Below are 12,837 nucleotides of genomic sequence, written 5' to 3'. Positions count from 1 at the left end.
TTTATCCGTTGGCGTTGCACCACAATGGATGGTGCAATACATAACGGTTTACAAGTGAAACGCCGGGCCTTTACCCCGGTCAGATGAGGATTTGCGATGACCGGCATCAACGAATTCATCGATAATGAAGTCAAAAGCAGCGACGTTGTGCTTTTCATGAAGGGTACACCCGGCTTTCCGCAGTGCGGCTTTTCAGGCCAGGTGGTTCAGATCCTCGACTACCTCGACGTCGACTATAAGGGCGTCAACGTTCTGACCTCCGACGAACTGCGTCAGGGCATCAAGGATTACTCCAACTGGCCCACCATTCCGCAACTCTACGTGAAGGGCGAATTCGTGGGCGGTTGCGACATCATCCGGGAAATGTTCCAGGCAGGCGAGCTGCAGGCTTTCCTGAATGAAAAGGGTGTGGCAGCCAAAGGCGCCGCCTGATTTCAATACCGGATTAGCGCCCCCGTCGGGCGCTTGTTTTTTCAGATGCGTTGGCGTTCGCCAGCGCATTTTTTCGCGTCGGTGACTGGTTTCCCGTTTCATTGCCGGCGCTTGTTGTGGCCCGGAGCGCGTTTTCTCGCTGCGGATGGGATCACGGCGTCTGCCTGCATAATCGTGGCCTGTTTGAGCCGCCAGCAGGGTTGATTGCGCATGCCTGTTGATCATTGGAGAGTGATATGAACAAGTCCGTTTCAAATGAAGCCCTGCAACCGCGGAAATCTCTGGGCCGGGCGGAATTCATTGCACTTGCCGCAGCGCTCATGTCGCTCAATGCGCTTGCCATCGACATCATGCTGCCGGCCCTTCAGCAGATCGGCGCCGAACTTGGCGTGGATGACGAGAATGCTCGCCAGTACATCGTGACCGCCTATATCGCCGGTCTTGGCGGCGGCCAGCTCGTTTTCGGTCCGCTCTCCGACCGCTTCGGTCGCCGCGCGCCATTGTTCTTCGGTCTCGTCCTCTATGTGTCCGCAGCGTTGATCGCGGCGATTTCACCCAGTTTCGCTTTCATTCTCGTTCTGCGCTTCCTCCAGGGCATCGGGGCAGCCACGACGCGTGTCATCGCCGTCTCCGCAATTCGCGACGTCTTCGGCGGCCGCCAGATGGCTGAAGTCCTTTCCATGGTCATGATGGTCTTCATGGTTATTCCGGTCATCGCTCCGAGCATCGGACAGATCATCATGATCTTTGGCGACTGGTCCGAGATCTTTCTCGCCATGGCTGTTCTGGCCGTCATCTTCGGCACATGGGCCGCGCTCCGGCTTCCAGAGACACTCGCTCCGGAGAACCGGCGCGAGCTAACCTTCTCGTCAGTGACAAAGGGGTTCGCCTACGTCCTGACCAACCGAATCGCTCTTTGCTACACGCTCGCGACGACCAGCATCTTCGGCGCGCTTTTCGGGTTCATCAGTTCAGCACAGCAGATCTATACCGACACATTCAACCTGGCCGACTGGTTTCCGATCCTGTTCGCCATCGGCGCCGGCCTCATGGCTGTTTCGTCCTTCACCAATTCGCGGCTGGTAGGGCGGATCGGCATGCGCCGCCTCTCCCATACGGCGCTTGTCGGGTTCACGCTCGTCAGCTTCCTGTGGCTGGTGCTTGCCATGGTCGGCTATATGCCGTTTGCACTATTCTTCGTGTTGTTCTCTGTCGCCATGTTTCAGTTTGGCTGGGTCGGTGCGAACTTCAATTCTATCGCCATGGAACCTCTGGGCCATGTGGCCGGCACAGCGGCAGCGACGCAGGGGTTCCTCACCACGCTTGGTGGAGGTCTGATCGGCGCTCTGGTCGGCCAGTCCTTCGATGGTTCCACCGTGCCTCTGGCCGCCGGTTATTTTCTCACCGGTGCGGTGGCCATCGTCCTTGTTCTCATCGGCGAACGGGGCCGCATGTTCCACGCGGTCAACCCGCCCGTGTAAGCCCCGCGAAGTCGAACAGTTTCCGATCGAGCAGGTGAGACGGGCGCGCATTGGTCAGCGCCCGGATCATCGTGTCCTTGCGACCGGGCATGCGATTTTCGATATCCGTCAACATCGCCTTCATGGCGTTGCGCTGAAGGCCGTCCTGACTGCCGCAAAGGTCGCAGGGAATGATGGGAAACTTCATCGCTTCGGCGAATTTCGCCAGATCCGTTTCCGCGCAATAGCTGAGCGGGCGAAGCACCATCACGTCACCCTCGTCGTTCAAAAGCTTGGGCGGCATCGCCGCAAGACGTCCGCCATGAAACAGGTTCATGAAAAAGGTTTCGAGAATGTCCTCGCGGTGATGGCCAAGCACGAGTGAAGAGCAGCCCTCCTCCCGCGCAATCCGGTAGAGATGCCCACGCCGAAGCCGTGAACAAAGCGAGCAATAAGTGCTTGATTCGGGAAGTTTCTCCGTCACCACCGAATAGGTGTCCTGGTATTCGATCCGGTGTGCGACACCGATACTGTCGAGATACTCCGGCAGAATGTGTTTTGGAAAATTCGGCTGTCCCTGATCCAGATTGCAGGCGAGAAGCTCAACCGGCAGAAGGCCACGCCATTGAAGATCCATCAGCACCGCCAGAAGACCGTAGGAATCCTTTCCTCCTGAAAGTGCTACCAGCCAGCGCTCACCGGGTTTCACCATGGCGAAATCTTCGATCGCCTGACGTGTCTGGCGCAACAGACGCTTGCGCAGCTTGTTGAACTCCACCGAAGACGGCATGCCGTACATGAACGGTGGTGTGTCTTGCGCTTCATCCGCCTCTGTGTCCGTCATATCGATCGGTTCTTTCGATTGCGCCAAAGTGGTATGCATGGACACGCCTCTGTCGGTACATATGATTTCGCGTCTTCCTATCAGAAGCCTTGCGGCAAGGCGACTTAACGAATAGGCATTTTCAACTTTCTGTTGGCAGAACATCGTTTGATGGAGATTGCGCGCGTGGCCCAGCGGCTCGACATTCTGGTTCCTTTCCTCAACGAACGGGAGAGCGTTGCCGGGTTCAGCGCCCTGGCAGGCGAGCTTGCCGTACAGGTCAAGCAGCGCTTCGACCTCGACACGCATTTCATCTTTATCGATGACGGAAGCACGGATGAAGGGGGCGCGCTCTATGGCGAGCACATGACCGGCCGCTGGTCGCTCATCACGCTTGCGCGCAATTTCGGCAAGGAAACGGCCATCCTTGCCGGCCTTGATCATTCCGAGGGAGATTACGTCCTCCTCATGGATGCCGACCTACAGCATACGGTGGACGTCGCTCTCGACATGATCGGTCGCATCACTGCCGATCCAGACCTCGACATGGTCTATGCAGTCCGCGCAGATCGTGCCGAGCGCCGCACACTGGGGCGTTACCTTGCCAACGGATTCTACTGGCTGATCAATATGGGGCAGCGTTACGAGATCCCGGCCAATGCCGGCGATTTCCGTGTCATGACCAGCCGCTTTGCCACTGCACTGCGCCAGTTGCGCGACCAGCGACGGTTCAACAAGGGGCTTTACGCCTGGACCGGCTTCAAGCAGGAGCGCATCCTCTACAAGCCGGCCGAACGGCAGGGCGGCGAAAGCAAATGGTCGCGCCGCCGTTTGATCGCCTTTTCGCTGGAAGGGTTCACCTCGTTCTCCGTTGTGCCCTTGCGCATGGTCTCGCTGTTCGGGACCGGCGTTGCGGTGCTCGGCTTTCTCTACGGCATCAAGATCCTTCTGGAGGTTCTGTTCACCGGTGTCTCCGTTCCCGGCTATCCCAGTCTGATCGTGGCGGTACTGGTCCTGGGCGGTCTCAACCTGGCTCTGACGGGCCTTGTCGGCGAATATGTCTGGTCCGCGTTGAGTGAGGCAAAGAACAGGCCGAATTATATCGTGAAGTCCATCACGGGCTCCGAGACCTCTGCACCCTCGGCCACGAAAGAGCGCAAGCCGCGCAAGGCAACCCATGGCTGAGCCCGGCGCCCGCTCGATCTGGCTGATCGCGGATGACTACGGCTTTTCGCCGGGCGTCAGCGACACCATACGTGCGCTACTGGAAGCCGAACGCCTGAGCGGCACCGGCTGCATGACCCTCTTCGACGACTGGCCGAGCGAGGCCAGCGCCCTTGCCACGATCGGTGGTCCGTTCGCGGTCGGCATGCATCTCACCCTCACAGATTTCCCTGCCCTCTCCACGGGCCGGACCATGCCGGACCTCAAGCGGCTTCTTGCAAAAACTGAAGCGGACGCCATCATGTCCGAAGCCGATGCTCAGCTCGCACGCTTTCGTGAGGCATTCGGGCGCGACCCCGATTTCATCGACGGCCATCAGCATGTCCATTTCCTTCCGCCCGTGCGGCAGTGGTTGATCAGGCAGTTTGCCGATGTTCCGAGTGACAAGCGCCCATGGTTGCGTGGTGCACCGACACTGCGCGCGGCCCCCGCTCTGGTGAGGGGCAAGATCGTTGTGGCGCGCCTGCTTGCACGCGACTTCGACGCCGAGATGCGGCGCCATGGTTTTAACGTCGAGGGACCGCTCTGCGGCTTTTACGACTGGCGCAGAGCCGGTGCTTTTGCCCGCGCGCTCGATCTCTTCCTAGACAAGGCTCCCAATGGCGCCGTTGTCATGTGTCATCCCGGCACGGTCGATGAGATCCTTCGCGACCGTGATGTGTTCACCGACGCCCGCAACGAGGAACGGGATGCACTCGCCTCGGACGCCTTCCCATTGCGCCTTGCCGGAGCGGGCCTGTCCCTGAGGCGCGAGCGGCGATGATCGAGCGAGATGACCACCCGGTCTCCACGAAGTTCGGCCGTTTCGCCATTGTCGGCCTTTTGAACACGGCGATCGATCTTGCGAGTTTCACCGCCCTTGTCGCTCTCGGACTTCCGGCACTTGCCGCCAATTTTCTCGGCTGGGCCGTTGCCGTGATCTTTTCCTTCGCGGTCAATTCGCGCTGGACATTCGAGCGTGCTGAACGATTCAACCTTCACAGGGCCTTTGCGAAATTCGCCATCAGCGGCAGCATCATCTCACTTGGATCGTCGACACTCGCCGTTTATCTCCTGCCACCGTTTACGGGCCTGTTCGCGGCCAAACTCATCGGCATTGTCGTCGGCGCGATCCTCAATTTTTTCGCCGCCCGCTGGTCGATCGAAAATCGGGTAATTTGATTCACTTTCAGACGAAACGGGCGGGTTTTAGCTCGAATTCCGGCAAACCGAGCCATTTTGGGAAAAACGGCTCAAAGATCGCTTCCGGCCGGTGGGACGAAGAATATCCGCACCGTCCAGCTTCTCTCTCCGCCGAATCCGGACACCGTCACATCCTGCGTATCGCGCCCGCCACTCGACAGCTCGACCGCCTTGTTCAGACACCCTTTCTGGCCTTCGAAGCAGGCAATCAGCATTCCTTTCTGAGCGACACTCTCTGGGGTGATCCAGGGCGTTAGCGCATAGGAGTTCGCCTGCATGGAATAGGGGCGAGAGGCCGTATAGAAGGTCATTCCGCTGGCCAGTATCTTGTCGCCGGCCACATAGGTGAGCGGCGTGTCGTACCGCGCATACCACGCACTCTCAATCTGACCTGCGAGAGTGCGAACCGGCACATTGTTGTAGTGCGAGGTGTTTTTCGCTTCCTCGGCATAGATTATCGGCGTCAAGGCGAGAAGACAGGCGCCATAAATCATCACGATCGCAGGAATGGCGGGCTTCTGCACCTCCAGGCGTCCAGCCTTGACGATCAACAGCAGAAAGGTGGGCGCCGAGAAGTACAGCGGCAGCGCCCACACCGAACTGAATTGCACGGTGAATACGATACCAAGCAGAAGTGTAAGCGCGAGGGACCCGAAGCCGGCCCACAAGAGCGCGCGCCCGGCCAGCGTGCTGCGCAACCCAAGGAATGGTCCAGCCTCAAACCAGGGACCGCGCCCGTTGCGCCGGATGGCAATCAACAAGACAAGAACGGCTGGAAGCAGATAGGCCAATAGGGCCGCGAGGAAACGCGGGGCGGAGGTGAGACCGATCCAGGGCGAGCCATCCCCCTGTTCAGAGACATAGGTCAACGGCAGAAAATCGTTCCCGGCCAGCCACAGAAGATGCGGTGTCATCAGCGCCAGGAAAACAAGGCTCGCCACCCAGACACCGGGCTTCAACAACAGCGTCCGCGCCTCGCGATCAAACAGCACATGAAGGCAGATGGCACCCAGAAGTGCGGCCGAAAAGTACTTGATCAGCATGGAAGCGGCAGCCAAGACGCCCAAAATCACGGCGTCTGCGAAGCGTTGCTTTTCCAGAAAGCGCAGGTAAAACCACACGGTCGCGGCCCAGAAGGGAAGCATGGCCGAGTTGGCGTTGTACTTGATCGCGAGAAATGTAACCGGCGGCAGAAAGAAGAAAAGTGCCGTGGCCAGAAACGCGCGCCATGGATCGAGAAACCGCGTGGCGATCCGCCAACTTGCAAACATGAGCGCTGCGCCATTGACCGCCGACAGGAGATAGTAGGCCCAGTCGACATTGGGAAACACGGCAAACCATGCCGCCGTGATCCAGGCAAACAGCGGTGGGTGCTTGTAATATCCCAGCTCCCAGGCGATGCCCCAGGAATAGTTCTCCAGCATGTCGCCAAAGCCATCGAGGTTGAGCTGGGTCAGGCTGGCATAAACCGTCCACAACGCGACGAAGAAGGCCAGCAACAAGCCCATTCGCACACTGGACGCCCCGGCCAGTCCTTTCATGGCATTACCCCGATAAATCTCTGAAGACAAAAAAGAAGGCGTCCGGCCAATGGCAGGACGCCCCCCTTCCGAATTACCCGCCGAAACGTATCAGCGCGAGTAGTACTCGACAACCAGGTTCGGCTCCATATGCACCGCATACGGCACGTCGGAAATCGCGGGCATGCGCAGATAGGTGGCGACCATCTTGTTGTGGTCGACCTCGACATAATCCGGAACATCGCGCTCGGCGAGCTGCGTGGCTTCCAGAACGATGGCGAGCTGCTTGGACTTTTCCTTGACCTCGATCACGTCACCGGCCTTGCAGCGGTAGGACGGGATGTTGACGCGGCGGCCATTGACCAGAATGTGGCCGTGGTTCACGAACTGACGCGCAGCGAAAATCGTGGGAACGAATTTGGCGCGGTAGACTATGGCGTCGAGGCGGGACTCCAGGAGACCGATCAGGTTCTCGTTGGTGTCGCCCTTGCGACGGTTGGCCTCGTCATAGGTCTTGCGGAACTGCTTTTCCGAAATGTCGCCGTAGTGACCTTTCAGCTTCTGCTTGGCACGCAGCTGCAGACCGAAGTCCGAGAGCTTGCCCTTGCGGCGCTGACCGTGCTGGCCGGGCCCATATTCACGGCGGTTGACCGGGGATTTCGGGCGACCCCAAATATTCTCGCCAAGACGGCGATCAAGTTTGTACTTTGCTGAATGGCGCTTGCTCATCGCATTCCCTTTCACATCAAAAACCCCGGAGCAAAACACTCCGGACGAAGGAAACGCGCCCTCCTCTGGCTTCCGTTTTCGAAACCTGACAGGACAGACCACGCACGCTGATGCGGCTTGTCCACGGGACACGTTAAAAAGCGCGGCAGCCGGAAAGCCGTCGCGCTTGTGCGGGTGATTATTGGAGACCGGGCCAAATGTCAACCGGAACCCTAATCCAGATAGCATTTGGGACGCAGGGGGCGAACATCCGTCAAACCAACATCGTGGTGCACAAGTTCGGGAACATCCCGCGGATCGATGGTGCGCCGCCGACGCTTTCCGTGCGCACCCGCTACTCTCGCCCATTTCAAAAACGAATGCCAGAGCGATGCGCGCGCGCCGGAGCCATGAAGGAAAACTTGTTCCATTGTAATTTTCCAGTTGCCTCAAGGAAAAGCTGAGTTGATTTCGCGCCTGAATTTCGCTCTTCTAAAGTGCAGATTCCAATCGAATGATCACCGGGTACCATAAGGAGAACTTATCCATGTCCGGTGCACTCCTTCCGCCACTGGCGGCGGTTCGCGCCTTCGAGGCAGCATCACGCCATGGCAGCTTCACCAAGGCCGGCGAGGAGCTGGGCATGACCCAGGCCGCCGTCAGCTATCAGATCAGGATCCTGGAAGACCGGATCGGCACGCCCCTTTTCGTGCGCCGGCCGAGACAGGTTACGCTAACCGAAACCGGCCAGCGGCTTGCGCCGGCCGTGAGCGACGCGTTTGAACGGCTTTCTGCAGCCTATGCTGACGCCCGCGGCATGATGGAAGGCACATTCACCATCAGCACCGCGCAAACCTTTGCCACCAACTGGCTTGTGGAGAACATCGATGCCTTTCAGACGCTGCATCCGACATTGTCGGTGCGGCTCGAAACAACGCAACGGCTAGCCGCTTTCAACACCGAGGATGTCGACATCGCCATTCGCGGCGGGCACGGCCCCTGGCCCGGGCTGGAGCGTCACCTGCTCATCGAAGCCGACTTCACTCCGATGCTGAGCCCAAGGCTTGCCGACACCGTTGGCGGCATCTCGACGCCGGAGGATCTTTTGAAGTTACCGCTGCTCGACCTCGGAGATCCATGGTGGACGATCTGGTTCAGCGCCGTCGATATCAAGATCGACAGTGACGACCGCCCCCCTATGGCGAAACTCGGAGGGCAGAGCATGCTGGCACGGGCGGCTATCGCCGGGCGCGGGGTGGCGATGCTCACACCTGCGCTGTACCGGACGGAACTGGAAGCAGGGCTGCTGCTAAGGCCCTTCGAACGCACGGAATCCGATGGTCTCGGATATTGGCTTGTCTATCCGGAGGGACGTCGCAACGCTCCAAAAATCCGGGCTTTCCGGGACTGGATTCTCCAAGCCTTGCGCGACGAAGAGATGGGCCGCGACAATGGTCGACAAGAACAGATGCCGGATCAGCGTGCCCTGAAGCCGAACCCGGTGACAAGACGGCGATAGCCCTCCACCGGGGCGCCGGAGGTAAAATGAGCGATGTCCTGCCCCCCCGCACCAGCAGGCACAGGCAAATCAGCCGCCAGCGTGAGGGCGCGCCTAGCAATCGCCTCGGATGTATCGATCCAGTCCACGGGCCATGGCGCGGTCTTGCGCATGCGGTTCACCAGAAACGGGTAGTGCGTGCAGGCCAGCACCACGATGTCGGTGCGCTTTCCGTCCTGCTCGACGAAACAGGGGGCGATTTCCCGCTCGACGGCCGCCTCATCCACATAGCCTTCGCGCATATACTGCTCGGCGAGAGCTGCCAGGTTTTCGCTGCCCACCAGCCGGACATGGCACTTGGCCGCATAGTCGCGGATCAGGTCGCGGGTGTATTGCCGCCTCACGGTGCCGGGCGTTGCAAGCACGGACACCAGCCCTGATCTCGTGCGCTCCGCTGCCGGCTTGATCGCGGGAACCGTACCCACAAAGGTTTGACCGGGGAACACCTCGCGCAATCGGTGGATGGCGAGCGTCGACGCGGTATTGCAGGCGATCACCGACATGGCTGGCCGATACGTCTCGAGGAGTTCCTCAAACAGCGCGACCATACGCTCGAGGAGCGCGCCCTCCTCCCATGCGCCATAAGGGAAGGCGGCATCATCGGCCACGTAGACATAGGGCCGGCCCGGCAGAAGAATGCGCGCTTCCTTGACCACGGAAAGGCCGCCAATGCCCGAATCGAAGAAAAGGATCGGCCGGGTTTCCATAGTCATCCCCGGTCAGGCGCGCCTGAGCCGCGCGGGTTTTTCGGCGAAAACTTCTCCAGCGAACTCAACACGCCGCGCAGCACCGCCAGCTCTTCCACGGTGAAGCCGGGACGCGTGAACAACGCCCGCAAATTGTCCATCATCTTCGGCTTCTTGTCCTCGGTTCTGAAATAGCCGCGCTCGTCCAGCACATTGTCGAGATAGCTCATGAGACTTTCAATATGCAGTTTCTCGGCGGGTGCGAGTGCAATGTCGGGCGGCCGGACGGCCTGATCGCCTGTCTTGATCCACTCATAGGACATGAGCAGAACCGCCTGGGCGATGTTCAGGGAGGCAAAAGCCGGATTGACCGGAAAGGTGACGATCTCGTCGGCAAGCGCCACTTCCTCATTGGTCAGACCCCAGCGCTCCCGCCCGAAAAGGATGCCGGTCTTCTGGCCACCGGCAAAGCGGTTTCGCAGATCGGCGGCGGCTTCGACCGGGCCGCGCACGGGTTTGAAATTGTCGCGCGGGCGCGCGGTGGTGGCCAGAACGAAGTTCAGATCCGCCACCGCTTCCGCCGGGGTCTCAAAGACCGTGGCCGCATCGATCACATGGTCGGCGCGGCTTGCCGCCGCACGCGCCTTCTCGTTCGGCCAGCCATCGCGCGGGCTGACGAGGCGAAGCTCCGCCAGACCGAAATTGGCCATGGCGCGCGCGACCATGCCGATGTTTTCACCCAGCTGCGGCTCCACCAGAATGATTGCGGGGCCTTCTGCGAGCATGTTTTGCTGTTTGTCTGTTCCTGCCATGATGGGCTGCTGTTACCCGCTTCATGCGCTGCGGTAAAGCACGCAATGATCAGTTTGCGAACATGGCGCTGCGGACAAGTTCGGGAATGATCGCGACCGCCTTCAGCGCGTCTTTCAGCGTTTTCTGCCGCGACGGAGCGAGCCGGTCGACAGCCATCCGGTTGGAGAGCGGTATGCCGGCAGCGATATCTTCCACCTGCTGCTCCAGCACACGCGCCAGGAGGAAGCGGTGTGCATCGCGCAGCGCGAGCAGATCGCTGCGTGGCATTGCAGGCAGATCGGCGAGTGCTTCCAGCCGGGCGCGTGTGGAGGCATGCGGCAGATGATGGCGAATTGCGAGCGCGCGGGCGAGTGCCGAGATCGGAAACAGACCGTGGAGTTTCAGATCCAAACGTCCATTGTCCTGCCGAAACCCACCAAAAATCGTGAAGGGATTGGCGACATTGCGCACGCTTTCACCCAGGAGCTTGGCGAATTCAACACGTTCCGCCCCCTTTTTCCATGCATGGGCCGCAAGCTCGGTGACCAGCCGTTCTTCGCCGTAAACCGCCCGAAGATCGTAGAAAATATCGACATTGAGGAGGTCCTGCGGTCTCGCCTTTGACACCCACCCACCTATACGTTCGCGCCAGGTTTCCGCTGACCCGCGCCAGGCGGGATTGCGCGCCATCACGCCGCCCTTGCAAAGAGGAATTGCTGCCGTGTGCAGATGGTCGGTGAACTTTTCCGCAAAAGCAGCAAACCAGCTGTCTTCGGGTCCATCGGGTGCACCCTTTGAAAAGATTATGGCATTGTCCTGATCGGCAGCCAGCAGGCTTTCACCGCGCCCACCCGATCCCAGAACCATCACGGCGAACGGTACCGGTGGAGCGCCCCGCCCCTCTGCTTCCATTTCACACAGCGCCATATGGCAGGCGCTCGCGGTGATGGAACACAGAATACCGGAAATGATTTCGGCGATAACGCGCGTGTCGGTCTCTTCATCGAGAAGCGCTGAAGCTATGACGGCGGTACGCGACCATGCGCCGGCGAGATCGGCGGGTGTTCGCGCATTTTCGATACGTGCCTGGAGATCGACAGCGGCTCCTGCCCGGAACTTCAGAAAATCACGCGAAGAGAGCACGCCGGCAAGGTTTCCGCTGTCATCCGAAACCGCCAGATGCCGAATTCTCTTTCGGCTCATCAGGCCCAGCGCCTTATAGAAAAATGCATCGTCCTCCACCGAGATCACCGGCTTTGAAGCAATGACCGACACAGGTTTGGCCAGTGTGTCGCGGCCCCCGGCGGCAATTGCCCGCAGGACATCCCGCTCGGTAACGATGGCATAGTCGGCGACGTGGCCGGCCGCTCGTCCATCCGCCGCAAGAAGAAGCGAACTGATGCAGCGCTCTGCCATGAGGCGAGCAGCGTCCAACACCGTGACGTCGTCACGCGCCACGACGGGCTCACGGGTCGCCGCTTCCAGTACACGATGGCGGAAAGCGTAGGGATCGATGGCTTCAAGCGCATGTCGAGCGGCGCCGCTGCGGCGCAGAAAAGGTTCGCTCCACCCAGCTTCCGCCTGCTGGCGCAGGGCCTGTGAGCGCAGGCTTGAGGCGCGCTCGGCCTCGGCGACCGTGCGAATGCCGCGTTCTGCGAGATGCGGCGCAAGCGCGATGAAGATTTCTCCCGCAATGCGCGCATCTGCGGTCGCTCGGTGGCGCCCGGACGTATCCACCTCCAGCCAGGCGGCGATCGCCTCCAGGGACGCATCGGGCAGGTGTGAATTGACAAGACCGGCAAGCATGCGCACGCAGAGCGTTCTTGGAGCCTGCCAGAGCAGACCGGCCCTGTGCGCCTCGCGCTCGAGAACGGCCAGATCGAAGCCAAGCGCATAACCAACGAGAAGGCGACCGCCCCGATACGCCTCAAAGCGCGGCCAGGCCTCGGCAAAATCGGGTGCCGTGCGCAGCATCTGCCCGGTAATGCCATGAATGGTGGTGGAACGCGGCGGGATGGGGACGCCCGGGTCAACGAGTGTCTCAAACGTATCGTCCGGCCGCAACTCTCCGTCCACCAGCGCCATGCCGCCGAGCTGCAGGATACGCGCTTCCTTAACATCAAGCCCGGTGGTCTCGGTATCGAAAGCCACCGCGTTGGCGGCGATCAGGGGTGTGGCGTCGGTGACAGGTCTCACAACACAGTCCAAACAGAAGGTTTTGAGTGAATTTGCACCAGAAACAGACCGAATTCACCCGCAGATACCACGCCTGGGACCAAAGTCTCACCTTTCGTCACATCGCGGTGTGGAACGGACCGCATGTGGTTCCGTAGGCGCAGACACCATGTGCCACCTGTTTACCGGTTTCGACCTGGCACTTTGGGAAAATGAAACCCGCTGCTTATCGCTGGATGGCGTGGCCACCAGCGTTCGGCTGGAGCGTTTTTTTCTG

At 60.1% G+C, this 12,837-nt stretch carries 12 protein-coding genes; 6 read left to right on the top strand and 6 right to left on the bottom strand.

Annotated features, from left to right (window positions below; all coding sequences use genetic code 11):
- Positions 1-96 precede the first annotated feature (96 nt).
- The gene (gene grxD, locus HF949_RS11040) at positions 97-432 is read left to right on the top strand and encodes a Grx4 family monothiol glutaredoxin (RefSeq protein ID WP_229447083.1); all 336 of its coding nucleotides are present in this window, start codon (positions 97-99) and stop codon (positions 430-432) included.
- 236 nt (positions 433-668) lie between these two features.
- A complete protein-coding gene (locus tag HF949_RS11035) occupies positions 669-1,913 on the top strand; it encodes a multidrug effflux MFS transporter (RefSeq protein WP_292895151.1) in 1,245 nt (414 codons plus the stop codon).
- Here the strand turns inward: HF949_RS11035 and ttcA are convergent.
- On the bottom strand, positions 1,897-2,736 hold the full coding sequence (gene ttcA, locus HF949_RS11030) for a tRNA 2-thiocytidine(32) synthetase TtcA (protein ID WP_292895148.1): 840 nt from the start codon (positions 2,734-2,736) through the stop codon (positions 1,897-1,899). The genes HF949_RS11035 and ttcA overlap by 17 nt on opposite strands.
- Positions 2,737-2,886: 150 nt before the next feature.
- Here ttcA and HF949_RS11025 point away from each other — a divergent pair, with 150 nt between their 5' ends.
- Genes HF949_RS11025 through HF949_RS11015 form a run of 3 tightly spaced genes read left to right on the top strand, consistent with a single transcriptional unit; the run spans position 2,887 to position 5,100 of the window.
- Positions 2,887-3,900: a glycosyltransferase family 2 protein gene (locus HF949_RS11025; RefSeq protein ID WP_292895145.1), complete on the top strand. Its 1,014-nt coding sequence runs from the start codon at positions 2,887-2,889 to the stop codon at positions 3,898-3,900.
- Positions 3,893-4,702 carry a ChbG/HpnK family deacetylase gene (locus tag HF949_RS11020; protein ID WP_292895143.1) on the top strand — a complete coding sequence of 270 codons (810 nt, stop codon included), beginning with the start codon at positions 3,893-3,895 and terminating at the stop codon, positions 4,700-4,702. Before HF949_RS11025 ends, HF949_RS11020 begins: the two co-directional genes overlap by 8 nt.
- Positions 4,699-5,100, top strand: coding sequence for a GtrA family protein (locus HF949_RS11015; protein ID WP_292895140.1), 402 nt, complete (start codon positions 4,699-4,701; stop codon positions 5,098-5,100). Before HF949_RS11020 ends, HF949_RS11015 begins: the two co-directional genes overlap by 4 nt.
- Positions 5,101-5,171: 71 nt before the next feature.
- On the opposite strand, the gene HF949_RS11010 is transcribed toward HF949_RS11015, so the two are convergent.
- Both HF949_RS11010 and rpsD read right to left on the bottom strand, forming a co-directional pair.
- Positions 5,172-6,662 (bottom strand): glycosyltransferase family 39 protein, encoded by a 1,491-nt coding sequence (locus HF949_RS11010; protein WP_292895137.1) that lies wholly within the window; start codon positions 6,660-6,662, stop codon positions 5,172-5,174.
- Between the two features lie 90 nt (positions 6,663-6,752).
- Entirely contained in the window at positions 6,753-7,370 is a 618-nt protein-coding gene (gene rpsD / locus HF949_RS11005; protein ID WP_292895135.1) for a 30S ribosomal protein S4, read from the bottom strand.
- A gap of 526 nt (positions 7,371-7,896) precedes the next feature.
- On the opposite strand from rpsD, the gene HF949_RS11000 reads away from it, so the two are divergent.
- Positions 7,897-8,868, top strand: a complete 972-nt coding sequence (locus tag HF949_RS11000; protein WP_292895132.1) for a LysR substrate-binding domain-containing protein — start codon at positions 7,897-7,899, stop codon at positions 8,866-8,868.
- Here HF949_RS11000 and murI read toward each other — a convergent pair.
- Genes murI through HF949_RS10985 form a run of 3 tightly spaced genes read right to left on the bottom strand, consistent with a single transcriptional unit; the run spans position 8,826 to position 12,581 of the window.
- Entirely contained in the window at positions 8,826-9,614 is a 789-nt protein-coding gene (gene murI / locus HF949_RS10995) for a glutamate racemase (protein WP_292895130.1), read from the bottom strand. The genes HF949_RS11000 and murI overlap by 43 nt on opposite strands.
- A gap of 2 nt (positions 9,615-9,616) precedes the next feature.
- Positions 9,617-10,405 (bottom strand): RNA methyltransferase, encoded by a 789-nt coding sequence (locus tag HF949_RS10990; RefSeq protein WP_292895127.1) that lies wholly within the window; start codon positions 10,403-10,405, stop codon positions 9,617-9,619.
- Between the two features lie 49 nt (positions 10,406-10,454).
- Positions 10,455-12,581 (bottom strand): DUF294 nucleotidyltransferase-like domain-containing protein, encoded by a 2,127-nt coding sequence (locus HF949_RS10985; RefSeq protein WP_292895124.1) that lies wholly within the window; start codon positions 12,579-12,581, stop codon positions 10,455-10,457.
- Positions 12,582-12,837 lie beyond the last annotated feature (256 nt).

Source organism: Nitratireductor sp., assembly GCF_017794765.1.
Taxonomy (GTDB): Bacteria; Pseudomonadota; Alphaproteobacteria; order Rhizobiales; family Rhizobiaceae; genus Nitratireductor.
Note: the sequence above shows the minus strand (reverse complement) of the source record. Positions and strands in the feature narration are given on the sequence as shown.

Coding starts and splice junctions, on each gene's coding strand:
- grxD (WP_229447083.1), top strand. CDS start 97: ATGACCGGCATCAACGAATTCATCGATAATGAAGTCAAAAGCAGCGAC.
- HF949_RS11035 (WP_292895151.1), top strand. CDS start 669: ATGAACAAGTCCGTTTCAAATGAAGCCCTGCAACCGCGGAAATCTCTG.
- ttcA (WP_292895148.1), bottom strand. CDS start 2,736: ATGACGGACACAGAGGCGGATGAAGCGCAAGACACACCACCGTTCATG.
- HF949_RS11025 (WP_292895145.1), top strand. CDS start 2,887: ATGGAGATTGCGCGCGTGGCCCAGCGGCTCGACATTCTGGTTCCTTTC.
- HF949_RS11020 (WP_292895143.1), top strand. CDS start 3,893: ATGGCTGAGCCCGGCGCCCGCTCGATCTGGCTGATCGCGGATGACTAC.
- HF949_RS11015 (WP_292895140.1), top strand. CDS start 4,699: ATGATCGAGCGAGATGACCACCCGGTCTCCACGAAGTTCGGCCGTTTC.
- HF949_RS11010 (WP_292895137.1), bottom strand. CDS start 6,662: ATGAAAGGACTGGCCGGGGCGTCCAGTGTGCGAATGGGCTTGTTGCTG.
- rpsD (WP_292895135.1), bottom strand. CDS start 7,370: ATGAGCAAGCGCCATTCAGCAAAGTACAAACTTGATCGCCGTCTTGGC.
- HF949_RS11000 (WP_292895132.1), top strand. CDS start 7,897: ATGTCCGGTGCACTCCTTCCGCCACTGGCGGCGGTTCGCGCCTTCGAG.
- murI (WP_292895130.1), bottom strand. CDS start 9,614: ATGGAAACCCGGCCGATCCTTTTCTTCGATTCGGGCATTGGCGGCCTT.
- HF949_RS10990 (WP_292895127.1), bottom strand. CDS start 10,405: ATGGCAGGAACAGACAAACAGCAAAACATGCTCGCAGAAGGCCCCGCA.